Annotated in this window: 19 protein-coding genes; 11 read left to right on the top strand and 8 right to left on the bottom strand. The window is 64.2% G+C overall.

Annotation, left to right across the window (positions count from 1 at the left end):
• The first annotated feature begins 70 nt into the window (after nt 1-70).
• From lpxD to lpxB, 5 genes are read left to right on the top strand one after another with little or no spacing between them, the layout of a single operon-like run.
• A complete protein-coding gene (gene lpxD, locus AC1RUK_RS11710) occupies nt 71-1,126 on the top strand; it encodes a UDP-3-O-(3-hydroxymyristoyl)glucosamine N-acyltransferase (protein ID WP_481835508.1) in 1,056 nt (351 codons plus the stop codon).
• Nucleotides 1,119-1,580 carry a 3-hydroxyacyl-ACP dehydratase FabZ gene (gene fabZ / locus AC1RUK_RS11705; RefSeq protein ID WP_120016200.1) on the top strand — a complete coding sequence of 154 codons (462 nt, stop codon included), beginning with the start codon at nt 1,119-1,121 and terminating at the stop codon, nt 1,578-1,580. The genes lpxD and fabZ overlap by 8 nt, the downstream gene beginning before the upstream one ends.
• A gap of 13 nt (nt 1,581-1,593) precedes the next feature.
• Nucleotides 1,594-2,427, top strand: a complete 834-nt coding sequence (gene lpxA / locus AC1RUK_RS11700; RefSeq protein ID WP_481839525.1) for an acyl-ACP--UDP-N-acetylglucosamine O-acyltransferase — start codon at nt 1,594-1,596, stop codon at nt 2,425-2,427.
• The gene (locus tag AC1RUK_RS11695; protein ID WP_481835509.1) at nt 2,414-3,316 is read left to right on the top strand and encodes an LpxI family protein; all 903 of its coding nucleotides are present in this window, start codon (nt 2,414-2,416) and stop codon (nt 3,314-3,316) included. The genes lpxA and AC1RUK_RS11695 overlap by 14 nt, the downstream gene beginning before the upstream one ends.
• On the top strand, nt 3,306-4,487 hold the full coding sequence (gene lpxB / locus AC1RUK_RS11690) for a lipid-A-disaccharide synthase (protein ID WP_481835510.1): 1,182 nt from the start codon (nt 3,306-3,308) through the stop codon (nt 4,485-4,487). The genes AC1RUK_RS11695 and lpxB overlap by 11 nt, the downstream gene beginning before the upstream one ends.
• 60 nt (nt 4,488-4,547) lie before the next feature.
• Here the strand turns inward: lpxB and gltA are convergent, their stop codons facing one another.
• Nucleotides 4,548-5,876, bottom strand: a complete 1,329-nt coding sequence (gene gltA / locus AC1RUK_RS11685; RefSeq protein WP_404276775.1) for a citrate synthase — start codon at nt 5,874-5,876, stop codon at nt 4,548-4,550.
• A gap of 166 nt (nt 5,877-6,042) precedes the next feature.
• Nucleotides 6,043-7,467, bottom strand: coding sequence for a glutamate--tRNA ligase (gene gltX / locus AC1RUK_RS11680; RefSeq protein WP_481835511.1), 1,425 nt, complete (start codon nt 7,465-7,467; stop codon nt 6,043-6,045).
• 100 nt (nt 7,468-7,567) lie between these two features.
• On the opposite strand from gltX, the gene AC1RUK_RS11675 reads away from it, so the two are divergent.
• Complete coding sequence (locus AC1RUK_RS11675) at nt 7,568-10,057, top strand: ComEC/Rec2 family competence protein (protein ID WP_481835512.1); 2,490 nt, start codon at nt 7,568-7,570, stop codon at nt 10,055-10,057.
• On the opposite strand, the gene lexA is transcribed toward AC1RUK_RS11675, so the two are convergent.
• Complete coding sequence (gene lexA / locus AC1RUK_RS11670; protein WP_436174918.1) at nt 10,051-10,791, bottom strand: transcriptional repressor LexA; 741 nt, start codon at nt 10,789-10,791, stop codon at nt 10,051-10,053. The two genes, AC1RUK_RS11675 and lexA, sit on opposite strands and share 7 nt — an antisense overlap.
• A 462-nt stretch (nt 10,792-11,253) precedes the next feature.
• Between lexA and kynU the strand changes: the two genes are divergently transcribed.
• Both kynU and AC1RUK_RS11660 read left to right on the top strand, forming a co-directional pair.
• Nucleotides 11,254-12,501 carry a kynureninase gene (gene kynU, locus AC1RUK_RS11665; RefSeq protein ID WP_481835513.1) on the top strand — a complete coding sequence of 416 codons (1,248 nt, stop codon included), beginning with the start codon at nt 11,254-11,256 and terminating at the stop codon, nt 12,499-12,501.
• Between the two features lie 29 nt (nt 12,502-12,530).
• Complete coding sequence (locus tag AC1RUK_RS11660) at nt 12,531-13,361, top strand: hormone-sensitive lipase (RefSeq protein ID WP_481835514.1); 831 nt, start codon at nt 12,531-12,533, stop codon at nt 13,359-13,361.
• Between the two features lie 10 nt (nt 13,362-13,371).
• Here the strand turns inward: AC1RUK_RS11660 and AC1RUK_RS11655 are convergent, their stop codons facing one another.
• From AC1RUK_RS11655 to AC1RUK_RS11635, 5 genes are read right to left on the bottom strand one after another with little or no spacing between them, the layout of a single operon-like run.
• The gene (locus tag AC1RUK_RS11655) at nt 13,372-14,577 is read right to left on the bottom strand and encodes a molybdopterin molybdotransferase MoeA (protein ID WP_481835515.1); all 1,206 of its coding nucleotides are present in this window, start codon (nt 14,575-14,577) and stop codon (nt 13,372-13,374) included.
• Nucleotides 14,578-15,075: a cyclic pyranopterin monophosphate synthase MoaC gene (moaC, locus tag AC1RUK_RS11650; RefSeq protein ID WP_481835516.1), complete on the bottom strand. Its 498-nt coding sequence runs from the start codon at nt 15,073-15,075 to the stop codon at nt 14,578-14,580. It lies immediately after the preceding gene.
• A 2-nt stretch (nt 15,076-15,077) separates the two neighbouring features.
• Entirely contained in the window at nt 15,078-15,890 is an 813-nt protein-coding gene (gene trpC, locus AC1RUK_RS11645) for an indole-3-glycerol phosphate synthase TrpC (protein WP_481835517.1), read from the bottom strand.
• 4 nt (nt 15,891-15,894) lie between these two features.
• The gene (trpD, locus tag AC1RUK_RS11640) at nt 15,895-16,905 is read right to left on the bottom strand and encodes an anthranilate phosphoribosyltransferase (RefSeq protein WP_481835518.1); all 1,011 of its coding nucleotides are present in this window, start codon (nt 16,903-16,905) and stop codon (nt 15,895-15,897) included.
• A complete protein-coding gene (locus AC1RUK_RS11635) occupies nt 16,902-18,794 on the bottom strand; it encodes a SurA N-terminal domain-containing protein (protein ID WP_481835519.1) in 1,893 nt (630 codons plus the stop codon). The genes trpD and AC1RUK_RS11635 overlap by 4 nt, the downstream gene beginning before the upstream one ends.
• Nucleotides 18,795-18,939: 145 nt before the next feature.
• On the opposite strand from AC1RUK_RS11635, the gene tpiA reads away from it, so the two are divergent.
• From tpiA to AC1RUK_RS11620, 3 genes are all read left to right on the top strand, one after another.
• Entirely contained in the window at nt 18,940-19,707 is a 768-nt protein-coding gene (gene tpiA / locus AC1RUK_RS11630) for a triose-phosphate isomerase (protein ID WP_481835520.1), read from the top strand.
• Between the two features lie 168 nt (nt 19,708-19,875).
• Complete coding sequence (secG, locus tag AC1RUK_RS11625) at nt 19,876-20,361, top strand: preprotein translocase subunit SecG (RefSeq protein ID WP_481835521.1); 486 nt, start codon at nt 19,876-19,878, stop codon at nt 20,359-20,361.
• A 307-nt stretch (nt 20,362-20,668) separates the two neighbouring features.
• A complete protein-coding gene (locus tag AC1RUK_RS11620) occupies nt 20,669-21,784 on the top strand; it encodes a L,D-transpeptidase (RefSeq protein WP_481839526.1) in 1,116 nt (371 codons plus the stop codon).
• The last annotated feature ends 108 nt before the right edge of the window (nt 21,785-21,892 follow it).

Raw genomic sequence — 21,892 nt, 5'->3', positions numbered from 1 at the left:
GTGACGTTGCTTCCGGACCGGTTGCGGTCCGGAAGAGAGTGATCCGACCTAGCTGGATATTGCTTCTGGAATGACCGACCCGGTGTTCTTCGCGCCCTCACGCCGGTATACGGCCGGCGAAGTCGCGAATCTGACCGGCGCGCAGCTTGTCGATTCCGGCCAATCGCTTATTTCGATCGAGGCATTGGCGCCGGCCAATGAAGGCGGTCAGGACGCGCTCGTCTTTGTCGACGGCAAGCGAAATTTCGCGCTGATGCAGTCGTTGAAGGCCGCGGCTGTTCTTTGTCCGGCCGAATTCGCCGGCAAGGCTCCCGCGGGCATCGCCGTTCTGGTTCACCCGCGCCCGCAACAGGCTTTTGCGCTGGTCGGGCGTCTTCTGTTTCCGCAGGCTGCGACGCCGGGACCGATGACCAGCGAGACCGGTATCTCGCCACATGCCCACATCGATCCATCGGCGCATGTCGAGACCGGCGCCATCGTCGAGGCCGGCGCGGTCATTGGCCCCCGCGTGTCGGTCGGCGGTGGCACCGTCATTGCCCCGCATGCGGTCATCGGCCACTCCTGCCAGATCGGCCGCGACGGCTATATCGGCCCGGGCACCAGCGTTCAGTATGCGCTGATCGGCAACCGCGTCATCATCCATGGCGGCGCCAGGATCGGTCAGGATGGCTTCGGTTTCGTGGGCGGCGCCAAGGGTCCGGAGCGCGTGCCGCAGATCGGTCGCGTCATCATCCAGGACGATGTCGAGATCGGCTCGAACACCACTGTCGATCGCGGCGCCATGTCCGACACCATCATCGGCCAGGGCACCAAGATCGACAATCTGGTTCAGATCGCCCATAACGTCCGCATCGGTCGCAATTGCATTATTGCCGGCCTTTCGGGTATTTCCGGGTCCGTCGTGGTGGGCGACAACGTCACCATGGGCGGCGGCGTTGGGCTTGCCGATCATTTGACCATAGGAACAGGGGCCAAGCTTGCGGCGAGAAGTGGATTCATGAGCAACGTCCCGGCAGGCGAGATCTGGGGAGGCTATCCGGCGCAGCCGATGGCGGAAGCCATGCGTGAGATCGCCATGCTGCGCAAGCTCGCCAGAACGCGCAAACAGGGCGACGGGAATGGCTGACATGGTGGCGACGCTCGAGGCGGTCGACATATTGGGGCTGATGAAGCTCCTGCCGCATCGCTATCCGTTCCTGATGATCGACCGCATCGTCGATATCGACGGCGACGAGTCCGCCGTCGGCATCAAGAACGTGACCATAAACGAGCCGCATTTCCAGGGCCATTTCCCGGACCAACCGGTGATGCCGGGTGTGCTGATCGTCGAGGCCATGGCGCAAACCGCCGGAGCCATCTGCATCCGCAGCCTCGCCACCGAGAAACCGTCGCTGGTCTATTTCCTGACCATCGACAACGCCAAATTCCGCAAGCCGGTCGTCCCGGGCGACCAGCTGAGGATTCACGTCAAGAAAATCAAGAAACGCGGCAACCTGCTCAAATTCGCTTGTGAAGCTCTGGTGGACGGCGCAAAGGCCGCTGAAGCCGAGATCTCGGCGATGATGGTCACCAGCGTCTGACAATCGAATGCTCATGAAAATCCAGACTTCAGTCCATCCTTCCTCGGTCATCGAAGAGGGCGCTCAAATCGGCGAGGGTGTCCGTGTTGGACCTTTCTGCCATATCGGCGCCGACGCGGTGATCGGCGACCGCGTCGAGCTTGTCAGCCACGTTTCGGTGATGGGCGCGACCACCATCGGTGCCGCGACCAAGGTCTATCCGATGGCGATCCTGGGCGCGCCGCCGCAGAACACCAAGCACAAGGGTGGCCGCACCACCCTGGTCATCGGTGAGAACTGCACGATCCGCGAAGGCGTCACCATGCATCTCGGCACCGATTCCAGCCGTGGCGAAACAACCGTGGGCGACAACGGCAATTTCCTTGCCTACGCGCATATCGCCCATGATTGCGTCGTCGGCAGGAACGCCACCTTCGCCAACGGGGCGACGCTGGGCGGCCACTGCGAGATCGGCGACAATGTCTATATCGGCGGTCTGACCGCTGTTCACCAATTTGTCCGCGTCGGCGACAACGCCTTTCTCGCCGGCTGCTCGGCCGTCGTCGGCGATGTCATCCCCTTCGCGATTGCCGTCGGCAATCGCGCCAGCCTGCGCGGGCTCAACATCATCGGCCTGAAGCGCTCCGGCCTGCCGCGCGCCGAAATCCAAATGCTGCGCAAGGCTTACAGGACGATCTTCGACCGCTCCCGGACTGTTGGCGAGAATATAGAATTTGCCAAGGCGGAATTCGCCTCGTCGCCGACGGCCATGAAAATTATCGATTTCATCGCCAGTCGCGGCAAGCGGCACTATGCCGTCCCGTCGCTCAAAGGTGGCGACGGCGACGACGCCGATGACGAAGGCTGAGACCGCCGTAACCGCGCTTGATCTTCCGCCGGGCGCCAGGGTTGGCATCATCGCCGGCGGCGGCAGCCTGCCGGTCGAAGTCGCGGCCAGCCTCGCAAAACAAGGGCATTCGCCCGTCATCATCGCGGCTGAGGGCGAGGTAGACCGCAAGCCGGATCTCGCCGCCTACGAAACCGAGCAGCTTGCGCTCGAAGATTTCGGCTCGCTGGTCCCGCTGCTCAGGCGCAAACGGATTAGCCATCTTGTGCTGGCCGGCGAGATCAGGCGCAGGCCTAAATTGACCGGCATGCGGCCAAGCCTTGGCCTGCTGGCCGCCGTGCCTACGGTGTTAATGGGGCTGGCGCGTGGCGATGATGGCTTGCTAAGGATCTTGACGCGCTTTCTGGAAAAGCGGGGCATCAAGGTCGTCGGAGCACATGAGATCGTGCCTGAACTGCTTGCGGCCGAGGGCTCGCTGACCAAGGCAGAACCGCGGAAATCCGACTGGCGTGATATCGAAGCGGCCCGTGTGGCGGCAAAGGCCATCGGTGCGCTCGACATTGGCCAGGCCGCTGTCGCGATCGGCGGCCGGGTAATTGCCCTGGAAGGCATCGAGGGCACCAACGGGCTGCTCGAGCGGACGAGGCAGCTGCGTGACCATGGCCGGCTCGCCGGCAAGACGCGCGGTGTGCTGGTCAAATGCGCCAAGCCCGATCAGGAACTGCGAGCCGACCTTCCCTCCATCGGTTCGCTGACGGTCGAGGCGGCGCATGAAGCGGGACTTGCCGGCATCGCCGTCGAAGCCGGCCGTTCGCTCATTCTGGAAGGTCCTGTCACCATCGCGCGCGCCAACGCGCTTGGTCTGTTCGTCGTCGGCCTGGCAGCGACGGAGCCGGCTGATGGTCACTGAGAAGCCGCTCAAGATCGCCATCGTTGCCGGCGAGGAATCCGGCGATCTGCTTGGCGCCGACATCGTTGCGGCACTCAAGCGGACGACCGGCCGCGAGATCAGGCTTGTCGGCATAGGCGGCCGCCATTTGCAGGCGCTCGGGCTGAAATCCCTGTTCGACGGCAGCGAGATCGCGCTGATGGGATTCAGTGCCATCCTGCGCGACCTGCCGCGCCTGATCAGGCGCATCGGCCAGACGGCAAGCGCGATCGCCGCCGAAAAGCCCGACTGCCTCATTACCATCGACAGCCCGGATTTTTCGCTGCGCGTGGCCCGCAAGGTGCGCGCCGCCGATCCGGCCATCCCAATCGTCCACTATGTCTGTCCGAGCGTCTGGGCCTGGCGGCCGGGCAGGGCGGTGGCGATGAAGCCCTATGTCGACCACATCCTGTGCATCCTGCCTTTCGAGGTGAAGGCGCTGGCCCGTCTCGGCGGCCCACCCGGCACCTATGTCGGCCACCGCCTGACGCAAGATCCGGGCGTGCTTGCTGCCGCCAGGGGGCAAGGCCAGGCGCGCGACCTCTCGGAAGATCGCGTGAAGACCCTGCTCGTGCTGCCCGGCTCCCGCCGTGGCGAAGTACGGCGCCTAATCGATGCGTTCGGCAAGACGGTTTCAGTGCTGCACCAGCGCGGTCATCGCCTGCGCCTTCTGTTGCCCACCGTGCCGCATGTCGCTGATCTCGTCAGGACTTCGGTCGCAAGCTGGGACGAAAAACCGGAAATCATCCTGGAGGCCGAGCGCAAGTGGCAGGCCTTCGGCAAGGCCGACGCGGCGCTGATCGCCTCGGGAACGGTGTCGCTCGAGCTTGCGCTGTCAGCTGTCCCGATGGTGTCCTGCTACAGGCTCGATCCCGTGGCGCGGCTCGTCATGCCGCATCTGATTTCCGTCTGGTCGGCGCTGCTGCCCAATCTGATTTCCGACCGCACGCTCGTGCCGGAGTTCTACGACCAGTATGTCCTGCCGGAAAACCTCGCCCGGCAACTGGAAGCACTGTTTAACGACACCGGCATGCGCGCCTGGCAGAAGGACGGTTTCGCCAAGATCGCGAAGCGTATGGCGACGGAGCGACCCTCCGGCGATATCGCGGCAGAGGTCGTGATGGGCTGTATCAAGAGAGCGAATAGTGAGTAGAAGGCAGTGAACGCCGATCCGCGCTCACTTACTACTCACTATTCCCTACTCACTCCTCACTCACCTTTTCGCGATCGGCACGTAGTCGCGTTCCGGTGCACCGGTGTAGAGCTGGCGCGGACGGCCGATCTTCTGGTGCGGATCCTCGATCATCTCTTTCCACTGCGCGATCCAGCCGACGGTGCGGGCGACCGCGAACAGCACGGTGAACATGGTGGTGGGGAAGCCCAGCGCCTTCAGGGTGATGCCGGAATAGAAGTCGACGTTCGGGTAAAGCTTCTTCTCGATGAAATAGGCGTCCGTCAGGGCGATCTTTTCCAGCTCCATGGCGATGTCGAGCAGCGGATCATCCTTGATGCCGAGCTCGCCTAGCACCTCATGCGCGGTCTTCTGCATGATCTTGGCGCGCGGATCGTAGTTCTTGTAGACGCGGTGGCCGAATCCCATCAGCCGGAACGGATCGTTCTTGTCCTTGGCGCGGGCGATGAATTCCGGGATGTGGTCGACATGGCCGATCTCGCCCAGCATGTTCAGAGCCGCCTCGTTGGCGCCGCCATGCGCCGGGCCCCACAGGCAGGCGATGCCGGCGGCGATGCAAGCAAACGGGTTGGCGCCCGACGAGCCGGCCAGACGCACGGTCGAGGTCGAGGCGTTCTGCTCGTGGTCGGCATGCAGGATGAAGATGCGCTCCATGGCGCGCGCCAGTACCGGGTTGATCTTGTATTCCTCGCACGGCACCGCAAAGCACATGTGCAGGAAGTTGGCGGCGAAGTTCAGCTCGTTCTTCGGGTAAATGAACGGCTGGCCGATATGGTATTTGTAGGCCATCGCCGCGATGGTCGGCATCTTGGCGATCAGCCGCATCGAGGCGACCATGCGCTGGTACGGATCCGAGATGTCGGTGGAGTCGTGGTAGAAGGCCGACAGCGCGCCGACCACGCCACACATCACCGCCATCGGGTGCGCGTCGCGGCGGAAGCCGGTGAAGAAGCGCGACATCTGCTCGTGCACCATCGTGTGGCGCGTCACCCGGTAGTCGAAGTCGTCCTTCTGCGCCTTGGTCGGCAGTTCGCCGTAGAGCAGGAGATAGCAGACCTCAAGGAAGTCGCCATGCTCGGCCAGTTGGTCGATCGGATAGCCGCGATGCAGGAGGATGCCTGCGTCGCCGTCGATGAAGGTGATCCCCGACTCGCAGCTTGCCGTCGAGGTGAAGCCGGGATCATAGGTGAAAGCCCCGGTGGTGTTGTAGAGCGAGCCGATATCGATGACGTCAGGCCCGACTGAACCGCTTCGCACCTTGAGTTCATGCGTCTTGCCGGCGAGCTCGAGCTTTGCGGTCGACTCGTGCGGTTTGCCGCCAAATTCCAGTTTTGTCGCAGCTTCGGTCATTGCAAACTCCTTTTCGTTCCTCATGCCGGCAAGGGCAAATCCTGCAAATCACCGGAATGCGCGTACTCGCCACCGCATTTTAGGAGGTGCGTGCCAGATTGGGCCAAAGCCTAATGTTGCACTGCGAAACGCGCCTTTCAATGCCAATCTTCTTGGGCCAGTTTTCCTAATCGATTTGATCCGCGATGCGCGCCAGGCTTTCGCCCCGGCCAAGCACGGCAAGCACGTCGAACACGCCCGGCGAGGTGCTCTTGCCGGTGAGCGCGGCCCTGAGCGGTTGGGCCACAGCGCCGAGTTTGTGGCCCTCGGCCAGTGCGAACTCGCGGATCGCCGCCTCCGCCGCAGCGGCAGTCCACTCGCCGGAAACCGCATTCAAAACACTGTGAGCGCCAGCCAGGATCGCACGTGCATCACCGCCGAGCAATGAAGCCGCCTTGTCGTCGACCGGCAGCGGCCGCTCGGCGAACAGGAAACCTGCGCCATCGACGAGCTCGACCAAAGTCTTCGCCCGCTCCTTCAGGCCGGGCAGGGCGGCCAGAAGCTGCGCCTTCTTGTTGTCATCGAGGCGCGCCGCGATTGCCGGGCCGCCCTCGAGATAGGGCAGCGTGGCGACGAAGATGTCGAACAGCCCGGCATCGTCCATGCGCCGCATATGCACGCCGTTCAGCGCCTCGAGCTTGGCGAAATCAAAGCGGGCGGCACCCTTGTTGACGTCGCCGATGTCGAACCAGGCGATCATGTCCTTGATCGACATCACCTCGTCGTCGCCATGGCTCCAGCCGAGCCGCGCCAGATAGTTGAGCAGCGCCTCGGGCAGATAGCCCATCGCGCGATAGGCCTCGACGCCGAGCGCGCCATGCCGCTTCGACAGCTTGGCGCCGTCGGCGCCATGGATCAGCGGAATGTGCGACATGGACGGCACCTCCCAGCCCATGGCGTTGTAGATTACCGTCTGGCGGGCGGCGTTGGTCAGATGGTCGTCGCCACGGATGATGTGGGTGACGCCCATGTCGTGGTCGTCGACGACGACGGCATGCATATAGGTCGGGTTGCCGTCCGAGCGCAGGATGATGAAATCGTCGAGATCCTTGTTGGGGAAGCGCACCTCGCCCTGCACGCGGTCGTGCACCACCGTTTCGCCTTCGGTCGGCGCCTTGATGCGGATCGCACCCTTGACGCCTGCCGGCGCCTCCGACGGGTCCCGGTCGCGCCAGCGGCCGTCATAGCGGGGCGGCAGGCCCTTGGCACGTGCGGCCTCGCGCATCGCCTCGAGTTCGGCCGGCGTGGCGTAGCAGTAATAGGCCTTGCCCATCCGCACCAGATCCTCAGCCACTTCGCGGTGGCGCGGCGCGCGCTCGAACTGCGACACCGGCTCGCCGTCCCAGCTGAGGCCAAGCCAGGACAGCCCATCGAGGATGGCGGCTGTGGCGGCGTCGGTGGAGCGTTCGCGATCCGTATCCTCGATGCGCAGCAGCATCGTGCCGGCGGTGTGCTTTGCATAGAGCCAGTTGAACAGCGCCGTACGCGCGCCGCCAATGTGCAAATAGCCTGTCGGCGAGGGGGCGAAGCGGGTGACGACCTTGTCGGACATGGAACTCTCGGAAAGCGCAGAAAGCGGATGTGATGCGCGGACTTTCGCGCGTTGCGCGTTCATGTAGCATAGGAGGTCTGGGGCGCAAGGGGCAGACCCGATGGCTGGACGAGGTCGGGGTGCAGGGGAGAGCGAGGGCGCGACGAGCAGCGTCAGCGAGCGGACGCTGTTTGCCGATATTCCACACGCCGAGCCAATGCCGGTTTCATTGCTTGCGCCACGGCCGGGCATCGAGCCTTTGCCGCCCGGCAATCGCGCGCCGGAGCTTGTCCCCGCGACTGTTTCGGTAAAGCGGGTCTCCGGAGCATTCCGCCGTCTTTCCGGTCCCGCAATCCGGCGAAGCATCGCTGCGGCTGGCGGCACGGAGCTTGACCGCGGCATGGGCTTCCTGCTGGTGCCGGTGTTTCTGGCATGCGGGGTGATCTTCTATTTCTCGCTGGCGACGGAACCCGATTTCTACAGGCCCGTCGCCGTGGTCGCCTTGACGGCCGCCTGCGCGGTGGCTTCGCGGTCATGGCTAAGGACGCATTTGTGCTTCATGGCGGCGCTGCTCTGCGCGCTCGGCGTGCTCGCCGCAAAGGTCGAGACCTGGCGCGCCGGAACCCAGATGCTCGGCTCGGAGATCCAAACGCGGCTGACCGGGCGGCTCGCCAGCCTGGAAGAAATGGAAAACGGCCGCGTCAGGCTGACCATCGACGTCATCTCGACGGCCCATCCGAAGCTGCGCTATGCGCCGGAGCGGGTCAGGCTTTCGGCGCGGAAAGTTCCTCCTGATATGACCGCCGGTTCCCTGATCACCGGCTATGCCCGGCTGCTCCCGCCGACCGGACCGGTGCGGCCGAATAGCTACGACTTCTCCTTCGACAGCTATTTTTCCGGCATCGGCGCGAGCGGGTTTTTCCTCGGCAATCCGAAGACTGTTGTCCCAAAGACTGGCGCTGGCGAAGACGCACCATCCAGGACGCGCTTGGCGTCCGCAATCGAGAATGCCCGGGAGAGCATCGCGGACCACATTCGCGGCCAGATTGGCGGCCCGGAGGGCGAGATTGCTGCGGCATTGATCGTCGGCGTGCGCGCCGGCATTCCCAATGAGATCAACGAGGCGATGCGGCGCACCGGCATCTACCACATCATCTCGATCTCCGGCCTGCACATGGCGCTGGTCGCCGGAACCATTATGGGGCTGCTGCGCGGCGCCTTCGCCCTGTTTCCCGATTTCGCATCGCGCCGGCCGGTGAAGAAATATGCGGCCGCCGCGGCGCTCTTTTCCATCGCCGCCTACCTCGTCTTTTCCGGCATCGTCGTCGCGGCCGAACGCAGCTTCATCATGCTGGCGGTGATGCTGGTCGCCGTGCTGTTCGACCGCGCGGCGCTCACCATGCGCAATCTGGCGATCTCGGCGATTGCCGTGATCCTGGTGTCGCCGCACGAAGTGGTCGGCCCGAGCTTCCAGATGTCGTTTGCGGCGACCGCGGCCCTTGTCGGTGCCTATGCCGGCTGGTCGGACTACCGTGCCGGCAGAGCGACGTCGCCGCCGCCACGGCGATCGCCGCTCGCCTTCGTCACGCGAAAATTCCTGCTCGGCATGGGCGGCCTCGCCATGACCTCCATCATCGCCGGCAGTGCGACCGCGCTCTTCGCCATCTGGCATTTTCAGCGCGTGTCGCCGCTCAGCCTGCTTGCCAACCTGGCCGTCATGCCGATCGTCTCGCTGATCGTCATGCCGTTCGCCGTGCTCAGCGCGCTGGCGATGCCGTTCGGCGCCGATGGACCCTTCCTCTATGTGATGGGCAAGGGGCTGACGGCGATGATCGCAATATCCGGATGGATTTCCGAGCGCTCGCCGATCGATGCTGTCGGGCTGATCTCCATTCAGTCGGTACTGCTGGTGACGATCGCGCTGGTCATCGCCACCATGGCGACGACATGGCTCAGGCTGGCAGCCGTTCCGTTCGCATTCGCCGGCCTGCTGACTGTCTCCGACACTCGCACGCCTGACGTTCTCGTCTCGGAGGATGGGCATCTTGTGGCAATGCCGATCGGGGGCGGCGAACTCGCCATCAACCGCGTGCGATCGAACGAGTTCACCACCGACAACTGGAAACGGGCTGTGAAGTCCGAAACCATTGTGGAGCCCGAGACCTTCGAGAAGGGTGACGCGCGGTTCGACATGGATCCGGCCGACCTGCCGCCGGGCTCACCCTTCTACTGCAGCAGCGGTCTTTGCCTCGCGCGGCATCCGTCTGGCGCGATCATCGCGTATGCAGAAGACCGCAAGGACGCGTGGCGGGCGTGTGCTTTCGCTACCCTGATCATCGTCAACGACGCCACCGCCTACGACCCTTGCCGCAATCCGCTTGTCCTTGTCGTCAGGAAACGGCAACTTGCCCGCTTGGGCAGCGCCGCTGTCTTCTTCGATCAGCAATCGGCAATCGCGCCGGCAGAGATAGACTTCGCGGTCGAGCAGCCGTACCGGCCCTGGCACGAGCAGCGAAGATTCTCACGCGAGGCGAGGGGCCTGCCGCCTTACAAGAGACCCGAAAGGCAGGCCAGCAAACCGCCGCCAAAACAACCGCCGCCGCCTCAGTAGCGGCGGATCAGACCGACCAGCTTGCCCTGCACCTTGACCCGGTCGGGCCCGAAGATGCGGGTTTCATAGGCCGGATTGGCGGCTTCCAGCGCAATCGAGGCGCCCTTGCGGCGGAAGCGCTTCAGCGTCGCTTCCTCCTCGTCGACCAGCGCCACTATGATCTCTCCCGGGCTCGCCGTGTCGGCGTTGCGGATGATGACCGTATCGCCGTCGAAGATCCCGGCCTCGATCATCGAATCGCCCTTGACCTCCAGCGCGTAATGCTCGCCGCCCATGATCATGTCCGGCGGCACCGAGATCGAATGCGTCTGATGCTGGATGGCGTCGATCGGCACACCGGCCGCGATCCGCCCCATCACCGGGATGGACACTGCCGCAACCGCATCGTCGTCATTGCCCGCCTGGGGCGTGCGCGACGATGCCATAGGCTTGATCTGCCGTCCGAGGCCGCCCTGCCCAAGACTGCCCTGAATGACGCTCGGCGAGAACTTCTTCGCCGCATTGAGGCCGGGAGCAATCGAGTCCGGCAGGCGCAGCACTTCGAGCGCGCGCGCCCGATTGGGCAGCCGGCGAATGAAACCGCGCTCCTCCAGCGCCGTGATCAGCCGGTGGATGCCCGACTTCGAGGCAAGATCGAGCGCCTCTTTCATTTCGTCGAAGGAGGGTGGAATGCCGCTTTCCTTCAGCCGCTCATGGATGAACATCAGCAGTTCATGTTGTTTGCGTGTCAGCATCGCGGCCCCCAACGGAATCAGAAAAACAAACCCAGAACAAACACTATCTGTTCCAGTTGTGTTCCGCAACTGTTTAAAGTTTAATGAATGGGTTAAGGCTCCCGAAACGATGTCGCGTGCGACAGCGAATATCCCAGCCCCTTAGATGCCGGCTTCATCGCATTGATTTTGTTATCGTTTACGGCCAACCACCGGCCTGGGAGCTGGTTGGAAGTCGGCAATCATTCGCCGCAAACAATGTAGGTAGGGCCGTGTTTGACGATCCAGCCCGCTCGATGCACCGTGAACGAAACGAACTCAAAATGCCAACTATGAGCAGGGGTCGAGGGTGTCGTTGGGCCGATAAGTCATCAATGCAGGTTCTTGCAGCGCGATGGCCTGTGATGAGAGAAAGTACCGATCGTCGGCTTGTGTCATCATTGCGTGCCGGTGTCGTGCGTATCTGGGGGGAGCAGACATATCATGACAGGAATTCCTGATCTTGCGGCCGTCGAAGCGATGGACGCCGCGGATCCACTGCGCCCCTTGCGCGACCGCTTCATCCTGCCCGAAGGGGTAATCTATCTCGACGGCAATTCGCTGGGTGCAGCCTCGCATGCCGCCTTCGACGAGCTACGCAAGGCGGCGACCGAAGAATGGGCGTACGACCTCATCCGCGCCTGGAACACTGCCGGCTGGTTCAACATGCCGGTCGAACTCGGCGATCAGCTCGGGCGCCTGATCGGCGCCGCTCCCGGCCAGACGGTGGTCTGCGACACGACATCGATCAACATCTACAAGCTGCTGCACGCGGCAATGGCCATCCGGCCGGATCGGCCCGTCATCGTCGCCGAGGGCGACAGCTTTCCGACCGACCTCTACATGGCTGAAGGTGTCGCCTCGACTCGAAAGAACACTGTGCTGCGCCTTGCAGGCGTCGACGCACCGACGATCGAAGAGCTGATCGACGACCGGGTCGCGGTGGTGCTGGTCAACCACGTCAACTACAAGTCAGGCGAACTGCGTGACATGACGGCGCTGACGCGCATCGCCCATGACGCCGGGGCGCTGATCGTCTGGGATCTCTGCCACACAGCAGGCGCCATGCCGGTCGAACTGGACACGGCGAATGCCGATTTCGCTGTCGGCTGCACCTACAAATATTTGAATGGCGGCCCGGGCTCTCCCGCCTTCATCTATGCCGCGGAGCGCCATCATGCCGATGTGCTGCAGCCGCTCAGCGGATGGTGGAGCCACGCGCGGCCCTTCGCCTTCGAGCAGGCCTACGCAGCCGGCACCGGCATCCGCCGGTTTCTGTGCGGCACGCAGCCGGTCCTGTCGATGCGCACGCTGAAGGGCGCGCTCGACATCTGGAACGATGTCGACATGGCGGCCGTGAGAAAGAAAAGCATCGCCCTGGCCGACCTGTTCATCGAACTCGTCGAGGCAAAATGCGGCGCCTATGGTCTCACGCTCGAAAGCACCCGCGACAGCGCCAGGCGCGGCAGCCAGATTTCATTCATGCACGAGCACGGCTACCAGATCATGCGGGCGCTGATCGAACGCGGCGTTATCGGCGATTTCCGGGCGCCGTCGACCATACGCTTTGGCTTTACCCCGCTCTATGTCGGCTACGCCGATGTGTGGCACGCTGTTGAGGTGTTGGAAGAGATCCTGCGCAGTGGGGCCTGGAAAGACGGACGTTTCGCCGTCAAGTCAGCCGTCACCTGAGCGGCAGGGAGAGCAGGGGGAGGGCACAGTTGCTGGAACATCGTATTTCCGACTGGGACAACGCCTATACAAACGGCGCCAACATAGCTGGCGGCGATCGCTGGCCGGCCGCCTGGGTCGAGCCCGCGCGGGCCTTTCGTGACGCTCTTTCGGCCGAGGGCAGGGCGCGGCTCGACATCGTCTACGGCGACAGACCGCGCAACCGGCTCGATCTTTTCCTGCCGAGCACCCCGCCCAAGGGGCTCGTGGTGTTCCTGCATGGCGGTTACTGGAAGGCGTTCGACAAGAGTTTCTGGTCGCATCTTTCGGCCGGGCCGATCGGGCATGGCTATGCGGTGGCTATGCCCTCCTACACGCTATGTCCCGAGATACGCATCGGCGGCATCGTTCGCGAGGTCGGCGCGGCGATCGGCAAGGCGGCGGCACTGGTCGATGGGCCATTGATGCTGACCGGGCATTCGGCCGGCGGCCATCTCGCCAGCCGAATGGCGAGTGCAACCACGCCTCTGTCGCCCGAAGTGACTGGTCGCATACGTCATGTCGTGTCGATCTCGGGTGTGCACGACCTGCGCCCGCTCATGCGCACAGCCATGAACGAGACGCTGGCGATCGACGAGGCCGAAGCACTGACCGAAAGCCCGGCCCTTCTGCGCCCGATGGACAATGCACGCCTGACCTGCTGGGTCGGCGGTGGCGAGCGCGCCGAGTTCCTGCGCCAGAGCGCGCTGCTGGCCAATGTCTGGATCGGCCTCGGTGCCGCGACCAGCTCGGTGGTCGAGCCGGACCGGCACCATTTCAGCATCATAGACGGTCTTTGCAACCCGGAGCATCCGCTGAGCCGGACGCTGGTTGTCGAGTAAGGGAACGGGTTCAGCGCAACATCAGCACGCTGCAGGCAGCGCCTGCTGCAGCGGCAGGGGCGAACGGCTCGCGCACGATCAGCCCGTTGGCGTCGGCGAGCATTCTCAGCATCGAGGAATCCTGGATGCCGAACGGCGTCGCCACCAGGCTGTCTCCATCTTCCCGGACCACGGCACGCACATAGTCTTGCCTGAGATCGTTGGCCGGCATCGCGGTCCCGAGGCGGGCCGCGCGCATGTCCTGCTGGAAGCCGCGGTCGCCGAGCCGCGCCAGCAGCGGCTTCAGGAACAGCTGCGAACAGACGAGGCTGGCAACCGGATTGCCGGGCAAGCCGATGCAGCTTATCTCCCCGAGCCGACCGAACATCAGCGGCTTGCCCGGGCGCATGGCGATCTTCCAGAAGTCGAGCGTCATGCCTTCGCCGGTCAGCACGTCATGGATCAGGTCGTGGTCGCCAACCGAGGCGCCGCCGAGCGTGACGATGACATCGGCGCGTTGCTCGACCGCCTGCCTCACCAGCGCGGCAATTGCCTCCTTGCGATCGGCGGCGATGCCGAGGTCGAGTGCACGGGCGCCAACCGATTGCGCGGCGGCGGCGACGCCATAGGCATTGGACGAGATGATCTGGTCGGGGCCGAGCTCGCTGCCCGGCGGCAGGAGTTCGTCGCCGGTGGCGATGATGGCGACCAGCGGCCTTTTGACCACGCTCACGCTTGGGTGGTTGGCCGATGCCGCCAGGGAGAGTGCCACCGGATCGAGCAGTCGGCCTTTTTCGAGCAGCACGTCGCCCCTGGTGAAATCGAGACCGACGCGGCGGATATTGCGTCCTTCGGCTGTCGGTTCCGTTACCTCGATGGCGCCGCCGCCGAGATCCCTGACATTCTCCTGGATGACGATGGTGTCGGCGCCTTCGGGCAGCGGCGCGCCGGTGAAGATACGCACTGCCTGACCATTGTGGACAGCACCTTCAAAGCCACGCCCTGCCGGCGCCATGCCAATCACCGAAAGCCGCGCCGGCACTGAGGCGATATCGGCGGCCCGAACGGCGTAGCCATCCATGGCGGAGGCGTTGAACGGCGGCTGGGTGCGCAGCGCCATGACGGGTTCGGCCAGCACCCGGCCAGTTGCATCGATGAGCGCGACGCTTTCGCTGCCTGTCGGCCGCGCGCCTTCAAGCAGGCGCTCGAGCGCTTCGGCGACCGGAACCAGCGCCATCTAGGCGCCTGCCTTATGGCTGGTGGACCGGTAATCGCCTGATTTGCCGCCGGTCTTTTCGACCAGCCGGATGCCGGAGATCACCATGGCGCGGTCGACCGCCTTGGCCATGTCGTAGATGGTCAGGCACGCGACCGAGGCCGCTGTCAGTGCCTCCATCTCGACGCCGGTCTTGCCGGTGACGCGGGCCAGCGCAGTGACCTTCAGGCCTGGAAGCGAATGGTCCGGCTCGATGTCGACGGAAACTTTGGTCAACAGCAGCGGATGGCAGAGCGGGATCAGCTCATGCGTCTTCTTTGCGGCCATGATGCCGGCGATGCGCGCGGTGCCGAGCACGTCACCCTTCTTGGCATCCCCGGCCAGGATCATGTTCAGCGTTTCGGGAAGCATAGCGACAAAGCCTTCGGCGATTGCCGTCCGTGTCGTCTCGGCCTTGTCGCCGACATCGACCATGTTGGCCTCGCCCTTGGCGCCGAGATGGGTGAGGGCGGCTGCCATCGTCAGATGGCCTCGGCCGGCGCCTTGCCTGTCAAAAGCAGGCGTGTTGCCGCCGCGACATCCCGTTGCCGCATCAGGCTTTCGCCAACGAGGAAGGTGCCGATGCCGCTCCGTTGCATCCTGAGGCAATCGTCATGGGTGAAAATACCGCTCTCGCTGACCAGCAGCCGGTCGGCCGGCACCATCGCCGCCAGCCGCTCCGAGGTTTCAAGGCTGGTTTCGAACGTTCTCAGATTGCGGTTGTTGATGCCGATCAGCTGCGATGACAGTTCTACCGCGCGCTGCGTCTCGGCCTCGTCATGCACCTCTATCAGCGCATCCATGCCGAGCTCGAATGCCGTCGCCTCAAGCTCGCTCGCCAGGGCATCATCGACGCTGGCCATGATAATCAGGATGGCATCGGCGCCCCAGGCGCGAGCCTCATAGACCTGATAGGGATCGAACAGGAAATCCTTGCGCAGCGCGGGCAAAGACACGGCCTTGCGCGCATTGGTGAGAAATTCCGGCGCGCCCTGGAAAGACGGTGCGTCGGTCAGCACCGAAAGACAGGCGGCGCCACCTTTCTCATAGGCCTGCGCCAGGGCTGGTGGGTCGAAGTCGGCACGGATCAGCCCTTTGGAGGGGCTTGCCTTCTTGATCTCGGCGATCAGGGCGAAGCCGCCCGTTCTGCGCTTGGCCTCGACTGCTGCCAGAAAGCCGCGCGGTGCTTCGGCGTCCTTCGCTCGCGCCTTGATCTCGGCCAGCGGCATGCGTGCCTTCGCTGTGGCGATCTCGTCGCGTTTGTAGGCCTCGATCTTGCGCAGGATGTCGGACAAGGGCCTATCCGTTCGAAATTGCGACCAGCCTGTCGAGCACCTGGAGCGCCCGACCGCTGTCGATGGCTTGCGCCGCGCTCGCCATGCCGTCGGCAAGCGTCGTCACCTTGCCCGCCACCACCAGACCGGCACCGGCATTCATCAGCACCGTATCGCGATAGGCGCCTGCGGCACCGCCCAGCATGTCGCGCAGGGCCTTGGCGTTGTAGGCGGCGTCGCCGCCTCGCAACTCGTCCTTGCTGTGGCGCTTCAGCCCGACCGCTTCCGGGGTCAGCGTGAAGCTACGGATCTCGCCGCCGACGAGTTCCGCCACCTGCGTCTCCCCAGTGGTGGTGATTTCGTCATAGCCGTCGCCATGCACGACCCAGGCATGGTCGGCGCCCAACGCCTTCAGCGTTTCGGCGACCGGCATGATCCATTCCGGCAGGAACACGCCGACCATCTGCCTGAGGACGCCGGCCGGATTGGACAGCGGCCCGAGCAGGTTGAAGATGGTGCGGGTGCCGAGTTCGCCGCGGATCGGGCCGACATGCTTCATCGCCGGATGATGCGCCGGCGCGAACATGAAGCCGACGCCTGTCTCGTGGATGCAGCGGCCGATGGTTTCCGGCGGGATGTCGATCTTGACGCCGAGCGCGGTCAGGACGTCGGCGGCACCCGTGAGAGAGGACAGGCCGCGATTGCCATGCTTGGCGACCGGGACGCCGCTGCCGGCGATGACGAAGGCCGATCCGGTCGAGATGTTGACCGAGTGCGAATTGTCACCGCCGGTGCCGACGATGTCGATGGCGCCGTGCGGAGCGTCGACGCGCAGCATCTTGGCACGCATCGTGGCGACGGCGCCGGAAATCTCGCTCACCGCCTCGCCGCGCACGCGCAGCGCCATCAGGAAGCCGCCGATCTGGCCGGGCGTCGCATCGCCCGACATGATGATGTCGAAGGCTTCACGCGCCTCGTCGAACGAAAGGGCGTTGCCGCCCGCGACCTTGGCGATGTGGGTCTTCAGCGCGCTCATCTGGCCTGCGCCTGGGCAACGGCGGCCTGGTCGATGCGGACGTCGTATTGCGTCTGCAACTGCGCCACCAACTGATCGAGCAAATCGTCCGACATGCCGGCGGTGAAGGATTTCTGCGTGTCGTCCGGCACCGAGCTGGCATCGGCGCCGGCCGGTTCGAACACTTCGGCGACCTTGAACAGCATCTGTCCTTCGCCGGTGGGCGAGGGGATCAGCCCTGTTCCGCCTTCACCGACGCCGAACATCGATGCCGCACCCTCCTTGCCGAAATCGACGTCGTCCGCCTCGCGCTTGACGCCGCGCTTGGTCTGCTTCTCGAGCTTGAGTTCGCCGGCGATGACATCGAGCGTGGTGCCGGCCTTGAGCCGCTTCTCCAGTTCGTTGGCCTTGGCGGTGAGCCGCTTCGTCGTCTCCGCCGCCGTCCAGTCGGCCACCACCTTCTGGCGGACCTCGTCCAGCGTGCGATCGCGGGCCGGCGTGATCGATCCGACCTCGTAGAACACGAAACCGTTGTCGGCGGTGGTCAGGCCCTCATTCTCGGCGCCGGGCTCGGCGGCGAACACCGATTTGATCAGATCGGCCGATTCCGGCAGGTCCTTGACGATCGTGTCGTCGGGCCGCTGGCCGGTGCGGTCGATCGCATCGATGGTGGCGACCTTGAGCTTCAGCTTGGCGGCTGCGTCGGCGAGCGAACTGCCCGAGGCGCGCGTATCTTCGTAATTGTCGTGCACATCCAGCAGGATGCGGTTTGCCTCGCCCAGCGCCAGGTCCTTGCGGATCTGCTCGGACACTTCGGCAAGCGGCTTCACCACTTCCGGCTTGATGTCGGTGACGCGCAAAAGCACCGGTCCGAAGGCGCCCTGGACGACCGGACTGACTTCATTGGCGGCAAGCTTGAAAGCCGCGTCGGCAACGGCCTTGTCGGCGATCTTGTCCTTGGCCAGCGTGCCGAGCAGCGTATCGGCCTGCGTCTTGCCCTCGGCAGTGACGATCTTGTCGAAGGTCGCACCGGTCTTCAGCGAGTCTAGCGCTGCCTTGGCCGCGTCGGGCGACTGGAACACGAGCTGTTCGATGGTGCGCATTTCAGGCGTGGTGTAGCGCGACTTGTTCTTGTTGTAATCGTCGCTGATCTGCTGGTCGGTCACGGCGCTGAGATCCATGATGTCCTGCGGCTCGAGCCTGACATAGGAGAATTTGCGGTATTCCGGCGCCGCATAGGCTTTCTTGCTGGCATCGAAATAGGCCGAGAGCACGCTGTCGGACGGCGCCTCGATCGGCTCGACCAGCGTCTTCGGCAACGTCAGGTAGTCGACCGTGCGGTCCTCGCCGCGATAGAGCGCCACCGCCCTGAGGAAGGTTTGCGGCACTTTGAGGCCGTCCGAAACCGCCTCGACGATCTGCTGGCGCACCGCCACCTGGGCGCGGTTCTTCAGATAGTCTTCGGGCCGCATGCCGACCTCACGCAGCAGGTATTCGAACGTCCTGCGATCGAACTGGCCGCCCGGCCCCTTGAAGGCCGGGTCTTCGCGCGTGAGTTCGGCAAGCCGGTCCTTGGAGAGGCCAAGCCCGAGCTTGCGGGCCTGCTCGTCGAGGACGGCGCCCGAAACGAGCTGGGCCAGCACCTGATTGTCAATGCCGAGCGCCTTTGCTTGCTCGTGCGTGATGCGCTGGCCGAATTGCTGCGACATGACGCTGACCTGGCGATCATAGGCGAGGCGATATTCGTTGATCGAAACGGTCGTGCCACCGGCGGTGATCACCGAATGATGGCCACCCAAAGTGCCCGACAGGCGCCCGGAAATTCCCCAGACGGCAAAGCTCAGCACCAGCAATGACAGCAACGCCTTCGCGACCCAGGTGCCCGCTGCGTTTCTCAAGATACTAAGCATGCATACTTCCGATTTATGCGCATTTCGCGTGCGCCCGAGTCTGAAACAAGCGCAATAGCGCCCTTCCGGTCGACTGTCGATTGCTTTGTGGCCTGATTTTGATAGTGAGGGCGGGAGCCCAATGTCGCCCGGAGAAACAAAGCCCATGACGCCTGGAATCCGCCCGCTCGTCGCCGGCAACTGGAAAATGAACGGCACCAGCGCCTCGCTGAACGTGCTGAGGACGATCGGCAACGGCTTCATGAGCGGACTCGACACCGAGACGGAAGCCGTGGTCTGCGTGCCCGCGACCTTGCTTGCGCACGCCGCCGAGATCCTGTCGCGCACCCCGGTGCGAACCGGCGGCGAGGATTGCCATCCCAAGGAGAGCGGCGCCTATACGGGGCGGATTTCGGCGGAGATGTTGAAGGACGCCGGCGCCAGCCACGTCATCGTCGGCCATTCCGAATGCCGATCCGATCTCGGCGAAGACGATGCCCTGGTCCAGGCCAAGGCTTCCGCAGCCTGGCGCGCCGGTTTGGTGGCGATCATCTGCATCGGTGAAACGAGTGCCGAACGCGAGGCCGGCACGACGCTCGAAGTCCTGTCGCGCCAGGTCGCCGGCTCGGTGCCGCCGAGCGCCACTGCCGCCAACACCATCATTGCCTACGAGCCGGTCTGGGCGATCGGTACCGGCCTGACGCCGACCGCCGCCGACGTCGCCGAGGCCCACGCCCATATCCGCGCAAAGCTGGTGGAACTGCTCGGCGATGGCGCGGCACGGATGCGTATTCTCTATGGCGGCTCGGTCAAGCCCTCCAACGCTGCTGAGCTGCTCGGCATCGACAATGTCGACGGCGCGCTGGTCGGCGGCGCCAGCTTGAAGGCGGCGGACTTTCTTGGCATCGCCGAGGCTTATTTGAACATCGCGTAGCCAGGCCGTTCGTTGCCGGCCTGGGTGCGCTGGCGAAATCGTTGCAAAGACTGCAATGCTTCCCATATTCCGGCCACGGGCTTGGAAATGCCGTTAAAGCATTGTAAGGAGCCGCCTCCAAATCACCGGTCGTCTTCGCGGCCGCGCAAGGCCTTGCCAGGATAAACTATGGAAACCGTACTGATCGTCATCCACCTTATGGTCGTGCTCGCGCTTGTCGGCGTGGTGCTGCTGCAGCGCTCCGAAGGCGGCGGTCTTGGCATCGGCGGCGGTTCCGGTTTCATGACCGCGCGCGGCGCCGCCAACGCGCTGACGCGGGCGACGGCGATCCTGGCGGCCGCCTTCTTCGTCACCTCGCTGACATTGTCCATTCTCGCCCGCTATGGCGAAAAGCCGATCGACATCCTCGACCGCGCTCCGGCGTCCTCCGACAATGCGGGCAAGGGCGTGCTCAACCAGCTGCCGGGCACCACAGCGCCTGCAGGCACCACAGCGCCGGCGGCTCCCGCCGGCAGCACCGCACCGACGCCGCCCTCCGGCAACGATGCTGCGGCGACGCCTCCCGCGGCCGCGCCGGCGCCCGCGGCTCCGGCCACCCCACCGGCGGCCAATGGCGTCACCTTGCCGGTCACTCCGCAGGTTCCGAACCAGTAGCCGGCAGAGCATGATCCCGAAAAGCGGAATCATGCTCAAAACAAAAAGCTAGAGCCCCATCCCGATTCTATCGGTGGAACAGGTCTATCGGCATGGAACAGGCCTCTTGATGCCGCGACCTGTTGTCGTTTGAACACAGTCGCGGCAAATGCCGCATGATCACGAAGATTCAACCGAGCGTAGCTCCATGGCGCGCTTGAGGCGTCCGTGGCTAATCGATTATAGATTGCGCGCGGCACTTTCGGCGTCCTTGGGGGGCGCCGGGCGACGCCGTGGGCAACAAGCATTGAACGATCGGATCTTCGCCATGCAGCTTCGCAGCTTCATTCTCCTGGGGTTTTGCGCCGTACTCGGCATGAGTTCAGCCGCCGTCGCCGGCACACCGGCAATGGTTTCACAGCAGTCGGTTGGAAAGACCGATGTCATCAATGTCGCCGCCGCCAAAAGCGATGCGGCGCAGTTGAAGCTTCTCAAGAAGAAGAAAAATCCGAGCGCCGACGATCTGGCTCAGATCAGCAAGCTCGAAACCAAGATCGCGGCCGACAAGGAAGCAGCCCGCGCCAAGGCGCTCGAGGCCAGGAAGCTAGCGATGCGCGACGCGGCCAAGGCCAAGGCTGGCGCGGAACGCCAGGCATTCCTGGCCAAGAAAGGCCAGGCTGCGGAAACCAAGGTGGCGGACGCCAAGCCGGGCAAGAAGACCGTCAAGATCATCGAGCCGGTTCAGCCGATCGCGCCGATCCAGTCCGCCGAAACGCTCCCGGCCGAGGCGATGAACGTGGCGCTGGCCGGCAACAACGGCGAGTTGCGCAGCGAAGCGCCCGGCCAGAAGCCGCGCAACATCGGGCTCTTCGCCGGCCTGTTCGGCGGCACCTCGTCCTCGTCGATGTCGCTGCTGCCGGAGACGCGGGCGCTCGATCAGGTGCTCGCCAAGAAGGAAGCCAAGAAGCAGTTCAAGGTGAAGCCGGAATTCGTGCCGCAGGAAGTGGAGTTCACCGGCTACGCTGCGGGCACCATCGTCATCGACACCAGTGCCCGCCGCCTCTATTTGGTCGAATCGGCTTTCACTGCACGCCGCTACGCGATTGCGGTCGGCCGCGAAGGCCTGCAGTTCAAGGGCACGGTTGCGGTCGGCGACAAGCAGGAATGGCCGCGCTGGATCCCGACGCTCGATATGCAGAAGCGCGAGCCGAAGCACTATGGCCAGTACAAGGACGGCATGCCCGGCGGCGGCGAGAACCCGCTCGGCGCGCGCGCCATCTACCTCTATGACGGCAAGAAGGACACGCACCTGCGCATCCACGGCACCATCGCGCCGCAGTCGATCGGCACCAGCGCCTCCAATGGCTGCTTCCGCATGATCAACGAGCACGTCATGGACCTCTACAGCCGGGTCAGGGTCGGCACCAAGGTCGTCATTATCTAACGACCAAGGTTGTTGTTATTCAACAACCAAGGTCGTCACCATCTGACGGTTAGACAAGGAATGCCGAAAGGGCCGGCTCAGCCGGCCCTTTTTGTTTTGATCGGAACA

Source organism: Mesorhizobium monacense, assembly GCF_056781675.1.
The sequence above is the reverse complement of the archived record's forward strand: the minus strand, read 5'-3'. Positions and strand labels throughout refer to the sequence as shown.